Below are 20,377 nucleotides of genomic sequence, written 5' to 3'. Positions count from 1 at the left end.
GCCCTACGCGTCCGGAATATCCCTCACTCCTTCGAGCAATGTCCGGACAGCGGGCAACACGCACGCCATCACCTCGTCGGCGCCCGCACTGGCCAGCGGATCAGCCCTGGCGATCGAGCGGATCACGTCGATCCCGATGATCCAGGCGAGCACCAGATGAGCCCGCAACGCACTGTCCGGCTGATCAGTCAGCCCAGCCAGCGCCCTGACGTAGTCCTGGCCCAACTGCTCGTTGATGTCCTTGGCCACCGTGTCCTCGCCACTGGAGCGCAGCATGATCTGCACCGTGTGGTCGCCCTGCTGGTCCTTGTCGAGCACCCCGCGCAGCATCCGGGCGAAAACCTGGTCGCGAGGGTACTCAGCGAGACGTTCCTTGCCCGAGCGAGCGACCACCGCCGCGAACAACGCCTCCTTGCTGCCGAAGTAACGGAACAGCAGCGCTTGGTTGACGCCGGCGCGAGCGGCGATGTCACGGACAGTCGTCCGATCATACCCACGGTCGGCGAACAAATCCCTTGCCGCGTCAAGCAAAGCCACCTTGCTCGCGGCCGAATCCCGCTTGCGTTGTTCGCTCACTTCCGCTCCTGACATCGTACGAACGGTCCGTTCGCACGGACTTGTCGTGGCGTAATACGGTGCACTCGCCGCACATACGGTAGAGGTGGAACAGTGAACGAACTACGCGAAGACGCCGAGCGCCATCTCCGCGCGCTCGCCGGCGACGACGCTCGGCTGCGAGACGACCAGTGGACCGCGATCGAGGCACTCGTGGCTGGGCGCAGACGTGCGCTCGTCGTGCAGCGTACGGGTTGGGGAAAGTCGGCTGTCTACTTTGTGGCCACCGCGTTGCTGCGGGCGCGCGGCGCGGGGCCGACGGTGATTGTCTCACCACTGTTGGCGTTGATGCGTAACCAAGTCGAGGCCGCCGCGCGTGCGGGCGTGCACGCGGCGACGATCAACTCGTCCAACTCGGACCAATGGCACGAGGTCCAGGACTCGGTGAACGCGGGCTCCGTGGACGTGTTGCTGGTGAGCCCGGAACGGTTGAACAACCCGGACTTCCGCGACAATGTGCTGCCTTCGCTGACGGCTTCGGCGGGAATGCTTGTTGTGGACGAAGCACACTGCATTTCGGACTGGGGCCACGACTTCCGGCCGGACTACCGGCGGCTGCGCACGTTGCTGACCGAGCTGCCCGCGGGTGTTCCGGTACTGGCGACCACAGCGACCGCGAACGACCGTGTCGTGCGGGATGTGGCCCAGCAGCTGGGACTTGGACCCTCCACAAAGGATACTCTGGTTCTACGTGGCGCCCTGGACCGAGAGAGTCTAAGATTGGCAGTGGTGAGACTGCCGGACGCCGCGACGCGACTGGCATGGTTGGGCGAACAGATCCCAAAGTTGCCCGGCTCAGGGATCATCTACACATTGACTGTCGCGGCGGCCGAGGAAGTGGCGTCCTTCTTGCGCGAGCGGGGACTCGAAGCTAGGGCGTACTCGGGGAAAACCGAACAAGCCGAACGGTTGCGGGCTGAGGAAGACCTGCTGGCCAACCGGGTGAAGGCGTTGGTGGCGACGTCCGCGCTCGGGATGGGCTTCGACAAGCCGGACCTTGGGTTTGTGGTGCATTTGGGGGCACCGCAGTCGCCGATCGCGTACTACCAGCAGATCGGCCGGGCGGGCCGTGGGGTGGACAAGGCCGAGGTACTCCTATTGCCAGGGGCGGAGGACAGGGACATCTGGGCGTACTTCGCCTCGCTGGCTTTCCCACCGGAGGCGGTGGTGCGGCAGGTGCTCGACGCGTTGGGGACCGCGGACGGGCCGATGTCGTTGCCAGCCTTGGAACCGCGCGTGGACCTGTCCCGCTCGCGGCTCGAGGTTGTGCTCAAAGTGCTCGATGTGGACGGTGTCGTACGTCGGGAGCGCGGCGGCTGGGTGCTTCTCGACAGCGACTGGACGTACGACGCGGAGCGCTATGCGCACGTGGCCGAGGCAAGGGTGGCCGAGCAGCAGGCGATGCTCGACTACCAAGCCACGGCAGGCTGCCGGATGGAGTTCCTGCTCCGGCAACTGGACGATCCACACGCGACCGCGTGCGGCCGGTGTGACAACTGCACAGGACATGTTTGGGACACAACGGTTTCCCAGAGTGGCGCGGCCGAAGCGCGGGATCGGCTGCGTCGCCCGGGAGTGGAGGTGATGCCACGACGGCAATGGCCGCCGGGGATGAAGGCGCTCGGCGTTCCCTTGTCGGGCAAGATCGCGAAGGAGGAGCAGGCCGCGCCGGGGCGGGCGGTTGGCCGGTTGACCGACATCGGCTGGGGTAATCGGCTGCGAGCGATGCTGGCAGCGGACGCTCCCGACGGTCCGGTTCCGGACGACATGTTCGACGCGTGCGTGAAGGTGCTGGCGAACTGGAAGTGGGACAGCCGACCGGTTGCTGTGGCGACCATTTCGTCAAGCAGGCGGCCGAAACTCATCCGCAGCGTGGGTGAGCGGCTGGCCTCGATCGGACGGCTGGAGTTCCTCGGCGAGGTGGAGATCGCCGCCGGTGCTGACCGCCGGGGCAACAGTGCCCAACGACTGGCCGGTCTCTGGCAGGCGATGCAGGTTCCTGCTTCGCTGGCCGAGGGAGTCCGCCGGGTCGGTGGACCTGTACTGCTGGTGGACGACCAGATCGACAGCGGGTGGACGATGGCGGTCGCAGCGAAGTTGTTGTCCGACGCGGGTTCTGGGCCAGTTCTGCCGTTCGCGCTTGCGACAACGACGTAGGGACGAGGAACGAAGGACAGGCTGGGTTGCCGTTCGAGATGGCGGCAGTGTCCAGGGCTAGGCGGGCTGTGGTTCGAGCTAGCAACAGCGCCCAACGCAAGGCAAAGCCGCGGTTCACACCGACAAGAGGAACCAAGGCCCACGCCGCGATGGCGTTCGCCATGGCCAGCGCAACCTTGGCCTGGGCGGTACTGCCGTGTACGCGCTGCCGCCGTTTGCGCTGACAACAAACCGAGGCCTACGCGGCTGCCCGCTCACGCTGGCCACCGCCGTGCAGCCTTGGGATCTCATCAACAAAGAGACGTGATGCGTCGGGCTTCGGTGAGCACCTCGACTTCGAACTCTCAGCCGACGTACCTGTGTACTCGACTCTGAAGTGGTAGTAATCGTCAAGGGCGACCAGTTCTTGCGCGAGCTCAATACCTTCGTGCCCGAAGGTCATGTGGGCCCACGTGGTCAGGTCTCGGGGTGACATCAGACCTTCCAGGGTCCGGGTTGCCATGATCCGCAATGCCGATTCCTGCGCGGCCGCTGTTTCCCGTGGGTGGTAGGGCAGGTCCAGTTCGGACATGACCGATTCGAGCAACTCCTCGATCTCGTAGCTGTCGACGCGAACCGACTTGATCGAGACCGCGGCGAGCATGCCCACCGCGGGTCCGTCCACGCCTGCGACCAACAGATCGCAGGCGGCGTGGATGATTCCGGCCGCGTTTGCTCCGCCTGCTTGCCATAGGGCAACGGCGTCACGCATCGCTGACAACGCGGCTTCCGAACTCATGGGCACATGGTGGACGGCGCCGCAAGGGCGTGTCACGAGGTTTTGTGATCACTCCCGGTAGCTGGACACGGACCGTCAATACTGTTGGAGATCTACTAATCATGCGTTTCGTGTGGTTAGGTCCATCGCATGTCGGAGCAGGTGGCACAGCCGGTTGGGCACAAGTTGCCGGTTCGCAAGCTCGTCGCGGCGTCGATCGGAAACGCCATTGAGTGGTACGACTGGACTGTCTACGCGACGTTCAGCACGTACATCGCGAGTGCGCTGTTCGCACCGGACAGCAAGGCGCTGATCACGACGTTCGCCACGTATGCGCTGGCGTTCTTCTTCCGGCCGCTTGGTGGGTTCCTGCTTGGGCGGTTCGCGGATGTGCGCGGGCGTAAACCCGCGATGATCCTGACCATCGTGCTGATGGCTGGTGGATCGCTGGCGATCGGTGTGCTGCCGACGTTCGCGGCGGTGGGTTGGCTGGCGCCGATTCTGTTGCTACTCGCGCGGATCGCCCAGGGCATCTCGTTGGGTGGTGAGGTGTCGAACGCCTCGGCTTACCTTGGCGAGATCGCGCCTTCGGCTCGGCGTGGCCGCTACTCCGCGTTCTTCTACATCTCCACCGGTGGCGCGGTGTTGATCGCGTCGCTGCTCGGGTACTTCCTGGTTCGGATCCTCGACAAGCAGGACATGGCCAGTTACGGGTGGCGGATCCCGTTCATCATCGGCGGTGTACTGGGCATCGTGGGGTTGTGGTTGCGGCGCACAATCGACGAGACCGAGCACTTCGAGAAGAGCAAGGACAAAGCCCGGCACGTCAAGAACCCGTTGCTGGTGACGTTGAAGGACCACCCGAAGGCGGTTGGCCAGCTCATCGGCATCACGATGCTGTCCACGCTCTGCTACTACACGTTCTTCAGCACCCTGACGCCGTTCGCGATCAACGCCAAGAAGGCGTCGGCTGACGACGTCTTCTTGGCGTTGTCGATCGGCACGGCGTTGTTCATCGCCCTGCAATATCCCATGGGTGTGCTGTCGGATCGCTACGGCCGCAAACCACAAATGCTGGGGTGGGCTTCGGCGACAGCCATCCTGATCGTGCCACTGTCTACTTTGATCACACCGAGTATCGGCAATCTGATCGTGGTGTTCTGCGTCGGCCTTGGCTTGTACACGGCGGTGACGTCGATCGCACCGGCGATCATGAGCGAGCTGTTCCCGACCGAGGTGCGGGCGCTCGGTATCGGGGCCTGGTACAACCTCACGGTCGCGACCTTCGGCGGCACGGCGCCGTTGGTGAACACCGCCTTGTCGGAGGCGGGCGTGTCCTACATCTTCTTCTGGTACGTCGCGGCGGGCGCGGTCATCGCGTTCTTCGTCATCCGCACGTTGCCTGAAACCAAGGGCATGGACCTGAAGTAGCTACTCGCCGTGCGTGCCGAACATCGCACGCTTCAGCGGCGGGAGCACCGAGCACATCCGAAGTACGGTCTTGAACATCACGCGACCGGTCTTGGCTTCGGACACTGACTGGTGAGCGTTCCGCAGTGAGAAGCGGACGGCTTTGAATCCGTACACGAGCATCTGCTGCTCATAGTCACCGATCGCGTCCAGCACGGACCGCTTGCCTTCTGCCACCTCAACCAGGTTGCGGTACAACAACTGTGCGTCACGCAACGCGGTGTTCGCACCGATACCCCCGAATGGCGTCATGCTGTGGATCGCGTCGCCCATCAGCGTGACGTTCGTCGTGGCCCACTGTTTCGGCGGCACGGAAGTCCGGATCGGCAACAGCGACACGGCCTCACCCGGCGAGTCGGCCACCAAGGCCCGCAGACCCGGATGCCAGTCCGCAATCAACCCGCTGACCATGTCACGCAACCCGTCACCATCCATCGAGGACACTCCTGGCGGGAACCGGCCGGAGTTGGCCGCGAACGCCCACATCACATAGCTCTGTGTGTTGTCGAACAGGACCTCGTTGTGCGCGAACGTTTCGTCGTTCACTCCCCCGCCGAGCTCGTGCGGCGCTACGAACATGCAGCACCCTTTGGGCGGCATGATCGTGTTCGGGCCTTCGACCAGTCGTGGCAGCAGCGACCGACGAGCCTCGTCGGTCAGCGGTAGTTTGCCTGCGATCGCGGTGATCCCGGTATCGATCCGCTCCGCATGCGGCAGATATTGCCTACGCACGCGGGAGTTTCCACCGTCCGCGCCGATCAGGACATCGCCTGTCGCTGTCGTGCCGTCGGCAAAGTGACAGGTCACCGTGCCGTCCGGGTTCTGTTCGTAGCGCACGAATTCCTTGTCGTAGTGCAGTACGTCCGCAAGCCCGGCGGACAGCACTTGGTGCAGCGTGATCCGGCTGGCCGAATGATGCGCTGACGCCGCGTCCGGGCCGGAGGTCAACGAGTCCTCGATCAGCAGCAACTCCGTCAACTGCTCGGTCAGGAACCGGTAGTCACCCGACTTCCCGCATGTCTCAACGAATCGCTGCCATAAGTCAGGCGGCAAGCATTCGTGCAAGGCCGCGGAACCGTGCGGGTTGATGTGGACGCGATAGCCCTGCAGGCGCTCGATCCTGGTGCGACTTCGCTCGTACACCTGCACGTCCACGCCCGCCTGGCGCAGTCCTTGCGCCAAGCACAGCCCGCCGGTCCCACCACCGGCAACCAGCACCTTCATATCTCCTCCTCAGGTCGACGCACCCATAATCAACCCAATGGATGATTGTGTCAACTCTTAAGATGATTGAGTCATCCGTTACTCTGATCGCGTGTCAGAGACCCCTCGGCGCCCACGGCGTGCCCCAGCCGAGAAACAGCGCGACCCGGAGCGGACGAAGCGCAAGATCCTCGACGCGGCCAAAATCGAGTTCGGCGCGAAAGGGTTCGCCGCGGCGCGAGTCAGCGACATCGCCGACCGCGCGGGCGTGAACAAACAGCTGATCTCGTACTACTTCGGCGGCAAGGAAGGCCTCTATCAGGAACTGGCCGTTCAGTGGCAGCAGACAGGCAGCCAGATGTCCTCGACGGACCAGCCGTTGACCGACGTCATCCGTCAGTTCACGCTCAACACCGCGGAAGACCGCGACTGGGGCCGGGTGATGGTCTGGGCGAACATGTCGGGCGAGAACCCAGGCTCGGTTCAGGAAGCCGAGTTCATGCGCGGCCAAGTCGAGCAGATGCGCGAACGCCAGCAGCGCGGCGAGATCCCTGGCGACCTGGACCCCGCATACCTGCTGCTCGCGCTGATCAACGCGGCGAGCGCGAGCCTGACGGTGCCGTTGTTGGTCCGCACGATCACCGGCGAGGACGAGGCCTCAACCAAGTTCATCGAGAAGTACGCGGATGAACTCGCGAAGCTCGTGGGCCATCTGACAAGACTCAGAACGACCGAATAGGCACCAGGTCGTCGGCGTGCACAACTTCGCGGCGTTGCTCGGCGGGCAGTTCGTGGCTGGAGTGACCGATCAGCGCGGGCAGTTCGACGGCGTCGAAGGCGACGACGCCCCGCGCGACCACGTCGCCGGACAAGTTGACGAGTTCGACGACATCACCCGCGTCGAACTCGCCGTCAACGGCCGTGATGCCCGCGCTGAGCAAAGAACGGCGGCGGTGAACAACTGCGGCCACGGCACCGTCGTCCAGCCACAGACGGCCAGCCGCACCGGCGGCGTGCCCAAGCCAGAACCGTCGCGCCGACAGCCTCGTACCGGTGGCCGCGAACGCCGTCCCCACTTCGGCCGTGGTCAGCGCTTGCGGTACGTCAGTCGCGGCGGCGAGCAGAACAGGAATACCTGAGGACGAGGCAAGACGAGCTGCAGCGAGCTTGGTCGCCATGCCGCCGGTACCGAGGCCGGATTCCCCTTGGGTTCCGGCTTTCACGCCGTCCACATCGGAGTCACCGGCGACCTCGTCGATCCGCCGAGCGGCGACCTTCCGCGGGTCGCCGTCGTACAAGGCGTCTACATCAGACAACAGGAAGAGCGCGTCGGCACCGATCAGATGAGCCACCAGTGCGGCGAGGCGATCGTTGTCGCCGAAGCGGATTTCCTCGGTGGCAACGGTGTCGTTCTCGTTCACGACCGGAACCGTGTCCAGCGCGAGCAGTTTGGAGAACGTGCGCTGCGCGTTGCGGTAGTGCGAACGCCGCACAACGTCGTCGGCCGTGAGCAGAACTTGACCGACTGTCAACGAATAGCGCGCGAACGACGACGCGTACGCGTGCGCGAGCGCTAACTGGCCGACCGACGCGGCGGCCTGCTGCGTCGCGAGGTCACGCGGGCGCCGCGGGATTCCTAGCGGTGCGAGGCCAGCCGCGATGGCACCCGACGAAACCAATACGACCTGGCTGCCGGTTGCGCGGCGGGCGGCCAGCGCGTCGACCAAGTAGTCGAGACGCGCAGGATCCAGGCCGCCTTCCGCTGTGGTCAGCGAGGACGAACCGACTTTGACGACGATCCGGCTCGCTTCGACCAGTGCCTTGCGCGTCGGCGAAATCACTCGTCCTCATCCTCAACCGGCAGGCCGCGGCGCAACCGCCTGGCCATCTTGCGTTCCGCTGCACCCACGCGCTCGTTGGGTTCGAGCCGCACGTCGGTACCGCGCCCGGTCAGCACGGCAGCGACACCAGGAGTCGTTGGCTCCCAGTCAAAGGTCCATGACCCGATCGTGACGGCACAACCGGGCTGTGCGCCCTTGGCCGCCAACGCGTCCTCGACGCCGAGCCTGTTGAGGCGGTCGGCGAGGTATCCGACGGCTTCGTCGTTGTTGAAGTCCGTCTGCAGGACCCACCGCTCCGGGCGTTCGCCGGTGACGATGAAGCCCGTGTCGTCCTCCGGGTCCGGAATGATCTCGAAACCCTTGTCGTCCACGGCTTTCGGCCGCAGCACGACCCGGGTGACCTCGGCGACGGGCTGCGCGGCACGGTACTGGTCGACCACCTCGGCCAGCGCGAAAGCCAGCTCCCGCAAGCCTTCCCGGGTGGCGGTGGACACCTCGAACACCGGCCAGCCGCGCTGCTCGAAGTCCGGCTTGACCATCTCGGCGAGGTCGCGCGCGTCCGGGATGTCGATCTTGTTCAGCACCACGACCCGTGGCCGCTCCGCCAGATCCCCGCCAAGAGCCGGGGTGTACAGCGCCAGTTCGTTCTCCAGCGCGTCCACATCGGATACCGGATCACGGTCGGGTTCGTACGTCGCGCAGTCCACGACGTGCACGAGCACCGCGCACCGCTCGATGTGCCGCAGGAAGTCCAGGCCGAGGCCCTTGCCCTGGCTGGCGCCAGGGATCAGGCCGGGCACGTCGGCCATGGTGAAGACGTGGTCGCCGCTGGTGATCACGCCGAGGTTCGGCACGAGCGTGGTGAACGGGTAGTCGGCGATCTTCGGCCGCGCCGCGGACAGAACGGCGATCAGCGACGACTTGCCCGCTGACGGAAAACCCACGAGGCCAACGTCCGCCACCGAGCGCAGCTCGAGCACAAGGTCGCGCCGCTCCCCCGGCTCGCCGAGCAGGGCGAACCCAGGGGCCTTACGAGCCTTGGACGCGAGAGCGGCGTTGCCGAGCCCGCCACGGCCACCCGAGGCAGCCACGAACTGTGTCCCAACGCCGACCAGGTCGGCGAGCACTTCGCCGTCCTCGGTCATCACGACCGTGCCGTCCGGAACCTTCAACTCGAGCGGCGCGCCGTTGGCGCCGTCGCGGTTCGCGCCCTGCCCCGGTTTGCCGTTGCCGCCGCTGGCGTGCGTCCGGAAGTGGAAGTCGAGCAGCGTGTGCACACCGGAGTCGACAACGAGTATGACGTCGCCACCGTTGCCGCCGTTACCGCCGTCGGGGCCGCCGAGGGGCTTGTACTTCTCGCGGTGCACGGAGGCAACGCCGTTACCGCCGTCACCGGCGGCGACGTGGATCACCACACGGTCGACGAATCGGGACACAGCGGCTTTCCTCTCTAGAAACGCACCAAGGGGCGGGCCCTACAGCAGGCCCGCCCCTGGAAATGCTAGGTGTCTTAGGCCGAAGCCTCGACCGGAACGATGTTCACGGTCTTGCGGCCGCGCTTCGCACCGAACTCGACCGCACCGGCGGCCAGCGCGAACAGCGTGTCGTCCTTGCCGCGGCCGACGTTCACACCGGGGTGGAACTTGGTGCCGCGCTGGCGGATCAGGATCTCACCGGCCTTCACCACCTGGCCGCCGAACCGCTTGACTCCAAGGTACTGCGGGTTGGAGTCACGGCCGTTGCGGGAGCTTGATGCGCCCTTTTTGTGTGCCATGGCTGGTCAGGTCCTTACTTGGTGATGCCGGTGACCTCGACGCGGGTCAGCTTCTGACGGTGACCCTGGCGCTTGTGGTATCCGGTCTTGTTCTTGAACTTGTGGATGCGGATCTTGGGGCCCTTGGTCTGAGCCACGACCTTGCCGGTCACCGAAACCTTGGCCAGCGCGTCGGCATCGGTGGTGACGTCGGTGCCATCGACAACGAGCACTGCCGGGAAGCTGAGCTCGGTGCCCGGCTCGCCCTCGAGCTTCTCGACCTCGACGACGTCGCCCACGGCGACCTTGTACTGCTTGCCGCCGGTCTTGACGATCGCGTACGCGGACACGGAAGTCTCCTGCTTGCTACTCGTTGATGATGGTTGGGCCACGCGCGCCCTGATCTGCAGGATCGGGCTGCACACGACGTGACCCGCTGGAAGGCGGGCCACGTACTAGGTTACAACATGCTTCTGCGGCCCCTAGCGGGGGCCTTGCTTACTGCTCCTGGACCGCGTTGACCGGCGGTCCAGCCGGTCGGGAGGCCGAGCGCCTGCGCTGCCGCCGTGGCGGTGGCGCGAGCACCAAGTCGTCGTCCACGCCCTGCGGCACCTCGGAAGACGCAGCCGGGACGTGCCCGTTGGTGCCTGCCGCGTGCTCCACCACAGGCTCCGGAGCCGTCTCTTGCACCGGCTCCTCAGCCACAGCTCCCTCAGGCGCTGCTTCGACAGGCTCATCGGCAGCCGTCTCAACTTCGGCAGCCACCTTGTCTGCCTCGACCGCGGCGTCCTGAGCGGCCTCGACCGCTTCCGCGGCAGCGTCGGCAGCGACTTCAGCGGCAACCTCAGCGTGCGTCTCGGCGGACTCAGCGGCTTCGGCAGCCTCCGCCGCCTCAGCGGCCTCGGCACGGGCACGCTCGGCCTTGGCCCGGCGCTCGGCGCGGGTCGGGCGCTCACGTGTGCGCTCGGTGGACTTCTCCTCCGCGGGCTTGCCCGACTTCGGCGCCTGATTCTGGTGCTGGTGGCCGCCGTTGGCACCACCATTTGCGCCAGCGGAGCCGTTCGCCTTCAGGATCGGCTCGGTCGAGACGATCACGCCACGGCCGCGGCAGTGCTCACAGGTGGTGCTGAAGGCCTCGAGCAGCCCGGTGCCGACGCGCTTGCGTGTCATCTGCACAAGACCCAGCGAGGTGACCTCGGCGACCTGGTGACGGGTGCGGTCACGGCCAAGGCACTCGGTCAGCCTGCGCAGCACCAGATCCCGGTTGGATTCCAGGACCATGTCGATGAAGTCGATCACGATGATCCCGCCGATGTCGCGCAGCCGCAGCTGGCGGACGATCTCCTCGGCCGACTCCAGGTTGTTGCGGGTGACCGTCTCCTCGAGGTTGCCACCCGATCCGGTGAACTTGCCGGTGTTCACGTCGATCACGGTCATCGCCTCGGTGCGGTCGATGACCAGGTAGCCGCCGGACGGCAGCCACACCTTGCGGTCAAGCGCCTTGAGCAGCTGCTCGTCGATCCGGAACTCGGTGAACACGTCCGTCGGGCCGACGTGCCGCTGCAGGCGTTCCTGCAGGTCCGGCGCGACGTGCCGGACGTAGGCGTCGATCGTGTCCCACGCGTCGTCACCCTGCACGACCAGCGCGGAGAAGTCCTCGGTGAACAGGTCGCGGACGACCTTGACCAGCAGGTCCGGCTCTTCGTAGAGCAGCGTCGGCGCGCTGGCCTTCTTGACCTCGTCGCTGCCGTGCGCCTTGTCCTTGATGACCTGCCACTGCGCCTGCAGCCTGCGCACGTCGCGGGCCAGCTCGTCCTCGCTGATGCCCTCGGAGGCGGTCCGGATGATCACACCGGCGTCCTCGGGCACGATCCGCTTGAGGATGTCCTTGAGCCTGCGGCGCTCGTTCTCCGGCAACTTGCGGCTGATCCCGGTGGCGCCGCCACCCGGCACGTAGACCAGGAAACGGCCGGGCAGGCTGATCTGGGTGGTCAGCCGGGCGCCCTTGTGCCCGACCGGGTCCTTGGTGACCTGCACGAGCACGCTGTCGCCAGTGGACAGGGCCTGCTCGATCCGGCGGGCCTTGCCTTCAAGGCCCGCGGCGTCCCAGTCGACCTCACCGGCGTACAGCACGGCGTTGCGGCCACGGCCGATGTCGACGAACGCGGCTTCCATGCTCGGCAGCACGTTCTGCACGCGGCCGAGGTAGACATTTCCGACAAGCGAGCCAGTACCGGACGAAGTGACGAAGTGCTCGACGAGCACGCCGTCCTCAAGCACGCCGATCTGGGTGCGCTCGGCCCGCTCACGCACGACCATCTTGCGGTCGACCGACTCGCGCCGGGTGAGGAACTCAGCCTCGGACAGGATCGGCGCGCGACGGCGACCGGCCTCCCTGCCGTCCCTGCGGCGCTGACGCTTGGCCTCAAGCCGGGTGGAGCCACGCACACTGCGAACCTCGTCACGATCCGGCTTGTCCGTTTTTGCCTTTTCTTCCCGCGCTTCGCGGACGTGCACGACGGTGTTGGGCGGGTCGTCCTCGCTGACGGCGGCCTCGTCGTCGGCCGAGCCCTTGCGGCGGCGACGACGGCGCCGACGGCGGTTCGTGCCGTCCTCCGCAGCGTCCTCGCTGTCCTCGGCCTCGCCCTCGGCAGCCTCAGGCTCCTCGACCGCGGCAGCCGGGGCTTCCTCCTCATCCTGATCGTCCGCGGCGTCCTCGGCCTGGCCGCCCTTGCCGCGGCCGCGCCCACGACGGCCGCGACGACGACGGCGGCGCGTCGAGGCGTCCTCGTCGTCCCCGGCCTCGGCGTCTTCCGCCTCCTCAGGCTCGGCGGCCTCAGGCTCCTCGACCGGCTCCGGCTTGACCGGGCGCGCCTTCTGCGCCTCGGGCGGCAGGAACAGCGGCGACGCCGACGCGAACAACGGTTTCGGCGGAACCCTCACCTCGGCGGCAGGCTCCGGCTCGGCCCCCTCGACCTGGGCTTCGTCGTCGACCTGGGCCTCGTCGTACTGGGGCTCGTCCTCGTCCTGGGGCGCGAGCGCGTCGACCACCCGCTGCGCCACCTCACGGCTGACGCTGGACTGCGCGCTGCGGACCTTCTCATCAAGGTCCGCCAGTGCCGCCATCACCTCGCGGCTGCTCGCGCCGAGCAGCTTCGCGAGAGCGTGCACCCTGATCTTCGGCGGCAGGTCGATCAGGTCCTGCTCGCCCGTCTGGTCACCAGCGGGCGTTGTCGTGTCCGACATGTAGCTCCTCCGCCCCCGGGCGCGTCCATGCTCGGACGCGGCCGCACAGGGGCCTCTCCTGTTCGGTCCGCGGCGCGTGGCCGCGGACGTTGTGTGCCGGTCTCTTCGCCGCCTTCCCCTGACGAGAGCCGGTTCGTTCGTCTTGCCTGTTCCGCCGCGCGAACGGCGGGAATCCTCGCCTCACGCCACCCCACGGGTGGCACAGGTCAGCTGTGGACGTCGTCCCGTGACGGCTCCGGGCCCCGGTCGGGGGCCAGCGGGTCGGCGATACCGCCGCCATCGTCGAGCCGTCCCTGGGCCATCCGGGTCGCCTTCGCGGGCACCGGCGGTTCCAGAGCGGCGACGATACGGAGCGCGCTCAGTACGTCGTCCGGCCGTACGGCAGGTGTCGTCTGCCGTACAACTACCTCAAGTATCCCATATGGTTGCCCGCCCGCCGACACTTCACGGGTCTGCGCACGTACAACCGCAGGTCGGACGTTGATTGTCCGCATGCCGTTCTTGGTGAGACGCTCCACTTCGGCCACCTCGACCGCCATGAACGCCTCGACCGCGGCCGCCAGCTCGGCGTGCGTGACCCCGGGCACCTCGATCTGCCAGCGGCTGGCGTCGACCCGGTCGGCCAGTGAGCCGCTGCCCGCCTGAACCACCTCGAGCAGGTCGAGGCCGGGCGGCATGGCCTTGTCCAGCTCAGCCAGCAGTTTCGCCGGCTCGACCACCTCGATGAGCTGGATCTCGACGTACTCGGCCTCGCTGGCCGCGCCGGTCGGCGCCGCGCCGATCCAGGAGATCTTCGGATGCGGGTTGAAGCCCTGTGAGAACGCCATGGGTACGTGTGCCCGCCGAAGGGCACGCTCGAAAGCCCGCGCGATGTCGCGATGTGACGTGAAACGCAGTCGCCCACGTTTGGCGTAACGCAGCCTGAGCTTCTGCACCCCAGGTGGCGACGGATTGGGCTGGTCTTGACGGCTCAGCGTTACTCCTTCTGGTGGTCTGTGGCGGCTCGGCTGGTGCGCACCCGCGTTCGGCTGGCACCGTACCGGCAGGCGCAATAACGCGGTTGAACTTGTCTGGCCGACGCGGCGTGGCTACCGTCCCGCAAGGTGGACAGCCGGTACCCCCGAGCCGGCCGACCCAGTGATGGAGGTCTGTTGTCGTGCCTCTGCTCCGCCGCGTGAGGGCGGCAGCGGTGCTCACGGCAGTGCTCACGACAACGTGCGCGCTGCCCGCTGCAGCCGACCCCACCGACGACGGGTGCAAACCCGCGTCGAGTGGCAACACGTCGCGCTACATCGTCGTGTTCGACCGTGGCACATCCACGGCCAAGGCGCAGTCCGAGATCGCCGATGCCTGTGGCGTGACCACGGTCTACTACCCGGAGATCGAAGTGGCGGTCGCCACATCGAACGACCCGAGGTTCACCGACCAAATGGGCGCCGACCGCGCCTTCAGCGCCCAACGCACGACGCCCCGCAAGCGCAAGACGGAAGAGACAAGCACCGGAGTACGCCGGTCAACGAACGTCTCGACGGCGGACCGCACGGGCGAGCAGTGGGACATGGCGATGATCAACGCACCCGCCGCCCACGAGATCACAACCGGCAACAGTGACGTCGTCGTCGGCGTACTCGACTCCGGCATCGACGCGACCCACCCGGACCTGAAGGCCGCAGTCGACCCAACGGTGTCCGCGGGCTGCCTCACCGGACGCCCGGACACCACGCCCGCGGCATGGGCGCCCAAAAACTCACCTCACGGCACACACGTCGCCGGCACGATCGCCGCGGCTGACGACGGCAAGGGCGTTACCGGCGTGGCTCCGGGCGTACGGCTCGCGTCGGTGCGTGTGGTTGACGACGATGGACGGATCTTCCCGGAGTACGCGGTGTGCGGCTTCATGTGGGCCGCGCAGAAGCACATGACCATCACCAACAGTAGCTTCTTCGTCGACCCGTGGTTGTTCACGTGCACCAAGGGCGGCGGTCAAAGCGTCGCCCAGGAAGCCTTGACGCGCGCGGTCAGGTACGCGTACTCGCAGCGTGTGGTGAACGTCGCGGCTGCGACGAACGAAAACGTCGATATGGCTGATCCGCCGGACCCGAGTTGCCGCGTGATGCCCGCTGGGTTGCGTGACGTGCTCGCGGTGTCTTCGGTGGGGATGGACAAGCTCAAGGCTGGTTACAGCGCTTACGGACTTGGCGTGGTTGACGTTACGGCGCCTGGCGGGGAACGGTTGCGGGGTAAGGGAGATCCTGACCGTGGTTGCGTTCTTTCCACTGTGCCAGGTGGTTACGCGCGGTACTGCGGTACTTCCATGGCCGCGCCTCATGTTTCGGGCGTGCTCGCGTTGCTGGCTTCTAGTCATCCGGGGGCTTCGCCTGCGGCTTTGACGCGGATGCTGAACAACCAGTCGCAGACCGTGCCGTGCCCGGCGGACTATGACCTCAATGGGACCGGTACGCAGGACGCTTATTGCGCGGGTTATGCGCCGTACAACGGGTTTTACGGGCATGGTCTGGTGGATGCGTTGGCTGCGGTCACGAACTAGCTGGTCACCAGCTGGCGATCCTTCGGTCGGCCAAAACTGTCAGCCCCCTGCGGTAACGTGAAAATCGGGGGTTCCCCGGAGGGAATTGTCGTTGTGATGGCGCATGTCCGGGGGTAGGCGGCCGCGGACAACAGAGCGGGGCGGACCCGGTCTGGATCCGCCCCGCTCAGCCACGTCCGATCAGACCGGAGTCAGCGGCAGGAGTTTCTTGCCAGTCGGGCCAACCTCGATCGCGGTGCCCATCGTCGGGCAGACACCGCAGTCGAAGCACGGGGTCCAGCGGCAGTCGTCAAGTTCCTGCTCGTCCAGCGCGTCCTGCCAGTCGTCCCACAGCCACTGCCGGTCAAGGCCGGAATCCAAGTGGTCCCAAGGCAGCACCTCGGCCTCACCGCGTTCACGCGTGGTGAACCAGTCCAGACTGACGCCCAGCGGCTCCAACTCGGCCTGCGCGGCGGAGACCCAGCGGTCGAACGAGAAGTGCTCGCCCCAGCCGTCGAACCGGCCGCCGTCGCGCCAGACGTGCTCGATGACCTTGCCGACCCTGCGGTCGCCGCGCGACAGCAAGCCTTCGATCAGGCTCGGTTTGCCGTCGTGGTACCGCATTCCGATGTTCCGGGCCAGGCCGCGGTCCGCGTTGATCTCCGCGCGCAGCTTGCGCAGCCGACTGTCCACTGTGTCCGGATCGGTTTGCGCGGCCCACTGGAACGGCGTGTGCGGCTTGGGGACGAACCCGCCGATTGAGATCGTGCACCGGATGTCGTTGCGCCCAGCGGCTTTACGGCCCGCCCTGATGACTTCCTTTGCCATGTGGGCGATCTGCAGCACGTCTTCGTCGGTCTCCGTTGGCAGGCCGCACATGAAGTACAGCTTCACCTGCCGCCAGCCGTTGGCGAACGCCGTCGACACCGTCCTGATGAGGTCCTCTTCGGACACCATCTTGTTGATCACGCGCCGGATCCGCTCACTGCCGCCTTCCGGCGCGAACGTCAGGCCGGAGCGCCTTCCGTTGCGGGACAGCTCGTTCGCGAGGTCCACGTTGAACGCGTCGACCCGCGTGCTCGGCAGTGACAGGCCGGTCTGCGTGCCTTCATACCGGTCCGCGAGGCCCTTGGTGATCTGCGCGATCTCCGAGTGATCAGCGCTGGACAGCGACAGCAGGCCGACTTCCTCGAAGCCGCTCGCCTCCAGTCCCCGGTTGACCATCTCACCGATGCCCTCGATCGTGCGCTCACGGACCGGTCGGGTGATCATGCCCGCCTGACAGAAGCGGCAGCCACGGGTGCAGCCGCGGAAGATCTCCACGCTCATCCGCTCGTGCACGCTTTCAGCCAGCGGCACCAGCGGCTGCTTCGGGTACGGCCACGCGTCGAGGTCCATCGTCGTGCGCTTGGACACCCGCTCGGGCACGCGTTCGCGGTTGGGGCGTGTGTACGCGAGCTCGCCTTCGGGCGTGTAGTCGACGTCGTAGAACCGCGGGATGTAGATGTTGCCGCGCTCGGCCATCCTGGTCAGCAGCTCGATGCGGCCGCCGGGGCGCCCTTCGGCTTTCCACGTGCGGATGATCTCGGTGATGTCCAGGACGGCTTCCTCGCCGTCACCGAGCACCACGGCGTCGAGGAACTCAGCCATCGGCTCCGGGTTGAACGCCGAGTGCCCGCCCGCGAGCACCACCGGGTGGTCCTCGGTGCGGTCCTCGGCGCGCAACGGGATGCCAGCGAGGTCCAGCGCGGTCAGCAGGTTCGTGTAGCCGAGCTCGGTCGCGAAACTCACGCCCAGCATGTCGAACGCACCCACCGGACGGTGCCCGTCGACGGTGAACTGCGGCACGTCGTGTTCCCGCATGAGCTTCTCGAGGTCCGGCCAGACCGCGTACGTACGCTCGGCCAGCACGTCCGGCTGCTCGTTGAGGATCTCGTAGAGGATCATCACGCCCTGGTTGGGCAGGCCGACCTCGTAGGCGTCGGGATACATCAGCGCCCAGCGGACCGTGGTGGAATCCCAGTCCTTCACCGTCGCGTTGAGCTCACCGCCGACGTACTGCACCGGCTTGGCCACCTTGGGCAGCAGCGACTCCAGCTTCGGGAAAACGGACTCAACACTCACAGCGAACCAGGGTAGCGGCCTTGCGGCGGTCCGGTCAGAAGCCCTCACCCCCGAGCCGGGATCACATGTGTCCCCGGTCACACCTTCGGCTAGCTGAGCAGCAGGCTGCCAAGTCGTCGCCCCGCCACAGCCAGGCCGACGATGGCCATCACCACGAAGTACGACAAGTGCCCCAGCATCGCCCATTCCATGACACCCGCGGTGAGCCCGCGCATCAACTCGACGGCGTGGTACAGCGGCGAGATCCGAACGATCCACTGCAGACCCTCGGGGTAGACGCTGAGCGGATAGAAAGTCGCGGAGAACAGGAACATCGGCAGCAGCGCCAACTGGACGAGGTCGAAGTCCTGCCACGACCGCATGAACGTCGTGCACGCCATACCAACCGCAGCGAACGCCAGCGACACGAGCAACACGACCGGCAAGGCAAGGATCGTCCACGGCGACGACACCAACCCGAGGACAGAGATGACGGTCAAGAAGCCGGTCGCGTAGATCCCGCCACGGATCAACGCCCACGAGATCTCACCGATCGCCACATCAAAGGGGCCAAGCGGAGTGGACAGCATGCCGTCGTACACCTTGGCGTACTTCAATTTGAAGAAGAGGTTGAAGGTGGCGTCGTACACGGCGCCGTTCATCGCGGACGCCGCCAACAGCGCGGGGGCGACGTACGCCGCGTAGCTCATCGGTTGCCCGCCAGGCCCGACGACCTGACCAACTAGACCGCCGAAACCGACACCCATCGCGAACAGGTAGAAGAACGACTCGAAGAAACCGGAGAAAATGGTCATCCAGGCACGCCGGTTGACCAGGAACGACCGCTCCACGACCGTCCGCGCGCGACGCGCGTACAACCCCGGCGGTACAACGCGCCACACCAGCCCGACACTCACCGCTAGACCCCCAACCTGCGACGGAAGTTCCGGACCGCCAGCAGCACGCCGATGCTCGTCAGCGCCGCCAGGTACGCCACGTGCCCAACGACCGGCCAGAACTCGAGCTGCCAGAACGCCGCGGCGCGAGTCAGCTCGGTGCCGTGCCACAAGGGCGTGATCCACGCGACCGGCCGGACGGCAGCAGGCAGCTCGGAGACGGGAAAGAAGGTCCCGGCCAGCAAAGTCATCGGCAGCACGATGAACCGGAACACCGGGTTGAACGCGGTTCCCTCGCCTTGGACGGTCGCGGCGAACGCGACCAGTGGCGCCGCGAACGCCATCCCGGCCAACACGGCGAACACCAGCGACAGGACGATCCCAAGCCCGGTGACCACACCGAGCGCGGCCCCGACGATCGCGAACACGATCCCGGAGAACAACAGCCGGAAGAAGATCCACAGCAGCTGGCCGGTGGCGACCTGCGCCGGGGTGATCGGCGTCGCGGCCATCCCCCAATACACGCGGCTCCACTTGAACCCGGACAGGATCGGGAACGTCGACTCGCCCGCCGCGTTCTGGATAGCCGCGGCCGCCAGCATCGCGGGCATCAGGTAGACCGCGTAGCTCTGCCCGCCGGTGAGCCCGCTCGGCTGGATCTGCGAACCCAACCCGAACCCCATCGCCACCAGGAAAAAGATCGGGTTGAGCACGGTCGTGACGACGGTCGCGCGCCAGTTGCGGCGATACCAGATCCACATGGACTCGACCACCAGCAACCGGGCCTGCCACGGATGCAGCATCAGTCCACCAACGTCCGGCCGGTGAGTTTGAGGAACACGTCCTCCAAGGTGGAGCGCCGGACCAGGCTGGACACCGGCGTCACTCCCCTGTTGTGCACGGCGGCCAGCGATGCCTCGCCGTCAGTCGTGTAGACGAGGATGCGGTCGGGCAGCACCTCGACCCACTCACCCAGGTCCTCGACCGGCCCGGGATCCTGCTGGCCGGGCGGGAAGCGTAGTTCGAGGACTTCCTTGGTCGAGTACCGGTCGATCAGCTCGGCTGGGCTGCCCTCCGCGGCGATTGTGCCCTTGTCCATCACCACCAGCCGGTCGCACAGCTGCTCGGCCTCGTCCATGTAATGCGTGGTGACGATCAGCGTGACGCCTTGGTGCTTGAGCCGGAACAGCCTGTCCCACAACAGATGCCGGGCCTGCGGGTCCAACCCGGTGGTCGGTTCGTCGAGCAGGAGCAGGTCCGGGTCGTTGACCAGCGACCGCGCGATGGTCAGGCGCCGTTTCATGCCGCCGGACAACGGATCCACCTCGTCGTTGGCCCGGTCGGACAGCTGGGCGAACTCAAGCAGTTCGTCGGCCTTCTCCCGGACATGCTTGCGGGACAACCCGAAATACCGTCCGTACACCTGGAGGTTCTGCCGCACGGTCAGCTCGTTGTCGAGGTTGTCCTGCTGCGGCACCACACCAAGGCGAGCCCGGATCTTCGGTCCGTCAACCTCCGGGTCCATGCCGAGCACGCTGAGCGTGCCGCCCGAGCGCGGCGACACGCACGCGATCATCCGCATGGTGGACGATTTGCCAGCACCGTTGGGCCCGAGGAAGCCGAAGGCCTCACCCTTGCGCACCTCGATGTCGATGCCGGCGACCGCCTCGAAGTCCGCGAACCGTTTGGTCAGCCCCACAGCCTTGACCAGAGGATCAACACCCACTCAGGCACCTTAACGGCACCCACCGACAACCCTCGGATGGTTTTCCCGGCCGAGCACTGTCCACCATGGTGTTCCCTGGTGCG

Annotated in this window: 17 protein-coding genes; 4 read left to right on the top strand and 13 right to left on the bottom strand. The window is 66.4% G+C overall.

All coding sequences use genetic code 11. The annotated features are described in order from the left end of the window. Positions 1 to 3 precede the first annotated feature (3 nt). Positions 4 to 576 carry a TetR/AcrR family transcriptional regulator gene (locus tag LWC34_RS53395; RefSeq protein ID WP_233734284.1) on the bottom strand — a complete coding sequence of 191 codons (573 nt, stop codon included), beginning with the start codon at positions 574 to 576 and terminating at the stop codon, positions 4 to 6. A gap of 93 nt (positions 577 to 669) precedes the next feature. On the opposite strand from LWC34_RS53395, the gene LWC34_RS53390 reads away from it, so the two are divergent. Continuing rightward, positions 670 to 2,772 carry a RecQ family ATP-dependent DNA helicase gene (locus LWC34_RS53390; protein ID WP_233734283.1) on the top strand — a complete coding sequence of 701 codons (2,103 nt, stop codon included), beginning with the start codon at positions 670 to 672 and terminating at the stop codon, positions 2,770 to 2,772. 238 nt (positions 2,773 to 3,010) lie between these two features. Here LWC34_RS53390 and LWC34_RS53385 read toward each other — a convergent pair whose 3' ends face one another. After that, a complete protein-coding gene (locus tag LWC34_RS53385; protein ID WP_233734282.1) occupies positions 3,011 to 3,550 on the bottom strand; it encodes a hypothetical protein in 540 nt (179 codons plus the stop codon). Positions 3,551 to 3,679: 129 nt separating this feature from the next. On the opposite strand from LWC34_RS53385, the gene LWC34_RS53380 reads away from it, so the two are divergent. Then, complete coding sequence (locus tag LWC34_RS53380) at positions 3,680 to 4,960, top strand: MFS transporter (RefSeq protein ID WP_233734280.1); 1,281 nt, start codon at positions 3,680 to 3,682, stop codon at positions 4,958 to 4,960. Here LWC34_RS53380 and LWC34_RS53375 read toward each other — a convergent pair whose 3' ends face one another. Continuing rightward, on the bottom strand, positions 4,961 to 6,223 hold the full coding sequence (locus LWC34_RS53375) for an FAD-dependent oxidoreductase (RefSeq protein ID WP_233734279.1): 1,263 nt from the start codon (positions 6,221 to 6,223) through the stop codon (positions 4,961 to 4,963). 91 nt (positions 6,224 to 6,314) lie between these two features. Between LWC34_RS53375 and LWC34_RS58580 the strand changes: the two genes are divergently transcribed. Continuing rightward, entirely contained in the window at positions 6,315 to 6,941 is a 627-nt protein-coding gene (locus LWC34_RS58580) for a TetR/AcrR family transcriptional regulator (RefSeq protein WP_233734278.1), read from the top strand. On the opposite strand, the gene proB is transcribed toward LWC34_RS58580, so the two are convergent. The 6 genes from proB to LWC34_RS53340 all read right to left on the bottom strand — a co-directional run bounded on the left by proB (position 6,925) and on the right by LWC34_RS53340 (position 13,977). Beyond that, complete coding sequence (gene proB / locus LWC34_RS53365) at positions 6,925 to 8,040, bottom strand: glutamate 5-kinase (RefSeq protein ID WP_233735002.1); 1,116 nt, start codon at positions 8,038 to 8,040, stop codon at positions 6,925 to 6,927. The two genes, LWC34_RS58580 and proB, sit on opposite strands and share 17 nt — an antisense overlap. Continuing rightward, positions 8,040 to 9,479, bottom strand: coding sequence for a GTPase ObgE (obgE, locus tag LWC34_RS53360; RefSeq protein WP_233734277.1), 1,440 nt, complete (start codon positions 9,477 to 9,479; stop codon positions 8,040 to 8,042). Before obgE ends, proB begins: the two co-directional genes overlap by 1 nt. A gap of 74 nt (positions 9,480 to 9,553) precedes the next feature. Next, positions 9,554 to 9,817, bottom strand: a complete 264-nt coding sequence (gene rpmA / locus LWC34_RS53355; RefSeq protein WP_233734276.1) for a 50S ribosomal protein L27 — start codon at positions 9,815 to 9,817, stop codon at positions 9,554 to 9,556. Positions 9,818 to 9,831: 14 nt separating this feature from the next. Continuing rightward, positions 9,832 to 10,146: a 50S ribosomal protein L21 gene (rplU, locus tag LWC34_RS53350; RefSeq protein ID WP_054289454.1), complete on the bottom strand. Its 315-nt coding sequence runs from the start codon at positions 10,144 to 10,146 to the stop codon at positions 9,832 to 9,834. A 148-nt stretch (positions 10,147 to 10,294) separates the two neighbouring features. Then, positions 10,295 to 13,042 carry a translation initiation factor IF-2 N-terminal domain-containing protein gene (locus LWC34_RS53345; protein ID WP_233734275.1) on the bottom strand — a complete coding sequence of 916 codons (2,748 nt, stop codon included), beginning with the start codon at positions 13,040 to 13,042 and terminating at the stop codon, positions 10,295 to 10,297. A gap of 206 nt (positions 13,043 to 13,248) precedes the next feature. Continuing rightward, positions 13,249 to 13,977, bottom strand: a complete 729-nt coding sequence (locus LWC34_RS53340; RefSeq protein WP_233734274.1) for a TIGR03936 family radical SAM-associated protein — start codon at positions 13,975 to 13,977, stop codon at positions 13,249 to 13,251. Positions 13,978 to 14,198: 221 nt separating this feature from the next. Here LWC34_RS53340 and LWC34_RS53335 point away from each other — a divergent pair, with 221 nt between their 5' ends. Beyond that, positions 14,199 to 15,590 (top strand): S8 family peptidase, encoded by a 1,392-nt coding sequence (locus LWC34_RS53335; RefSeq protein ID WP_233734273.1) that lies wholly within the window; start codon positions 14,199 to 14,201, stop codon positions 15,588 to 15,590. 180 nt (positions 15,591 to 15,770) lie between these two features. Here LWC34_RS53335 and LWC34_RS53330 read toward each other — a convergent pair whose 3' ends face one another. The 4 genes from LWC34_RS53330 to LWC34_RS53315 form a co-directional block, all read right to left on the bottom strand. Next, positions 15,771 to 17,693, bottom strand: coding sequence for a TIGR03960 family B12-binding radical SAM protein (locus LWC34_RS53330; RefSeq protein ID WP_233734272.1), 1,923 nt, complete (start codon positions 17,691 to 17,693; stop codon positions 15,771 to 15,773). An 89-nt stretch (positions 17,694 to 17,782) separates the two neighbouring features. Then, positions 17,783 to 18,589, bottom strand: a complete 807-nt coding sequence (locus LWC34_RS53325; protein ID WP_233734271.1) for an ABC transporter permease — start codon at positions 18,587 to 18,589, stop codon at positions 17,783 to 17,785. Between the two features lie 2 nt (positions 18,590 to 18,591). Beyond that, the gene (locus LWC34_RS53320; protein WP_233734270.1) at positions 18,592 to 19,371 is read right to left on the bottom strand and encodes an ABC transporter permease; all 780 of its coding nucleotides are present in this window, start codon (positions 19,369 to 19,371) and stop codon (positions 18,592 to 18,594) included. Next, positions 19,371 to 20,294, bottom strand: coding sequence for an ABC transporter ATP-binding protein (locus tag LWC34_RS53315; protein ID WP_233734268.1), 924 nt, complete (start codon positions 20,292 to 20,294; stop codon positions 19,371 to 19,373). Before LWC34_RS53315 ends, LWC34_RS53320 begins: the two co-directional genes overlap by 1 nt. Between the last annotated feature and the right edge of the window lie 83 nt (positions 20,295 to 20,377).

It is taken from the genome of Kibdelosporangium philippinense, from assembly GCF_021390435.2.
Taxonomy (GTDB): domain Bacteria; phylum Actinomycetota; class Actinomycetes; order Mycobacteriales; family Pseudonocardiaceae; genus Kibdelosporangium; species Kibdelosporangium philippinense.
This window is presented reverse-complemented; position numbering and strand designations above follow the sequence as displayed.

Bases quoted from the DNA above. Each gene is read 5' to 3' on its own strand.
- LWC34_RS53385 (WP_233734282.1), bottom strand. From the start codon at position 3,550: ATGAGTTCGGAAGCCGCGTTGTCAGCGATGCGTGACGCCGTTGCCCTA.
- LWC34_RS53380 (WP_233734280.1), top strand. From the start codon at position 3,680: ATGTCGGAGCAGGTGGCACAGCCGGTTGGGCACAAGTTGCCGGTTCGC.
- LWC34_RS53375 (WP_233734279.1), bottom strand. From the start codon at position 6,223: ATGAAGGTGCTGGTTGCCGGTGGTGGGACCGGCGGGCTGTGCTTGGCG.
- rpmA (WP_233734276.1), bottom strand. From the start codon at position 9,817: ATGGCACACAAAAAGGGCGCATCAAGCTCCCGCAACGGCCGTGACTCC.
- LWC34_RS53345 (WP_233734275.1), bottom strand. From the start codon at position 13,042: ATGTCGGACACGACAACGCCCGCTGGTGACCAGACGGGCGAGCAGGAC.
- LWC34_RS53320 (WP_233734270.1), bottom strand. From the start codon at position 19,371: ATGCTGCATCCGTGGCAGGCCCGGTTGCTGGTGGTCGAGTCCATGTGG.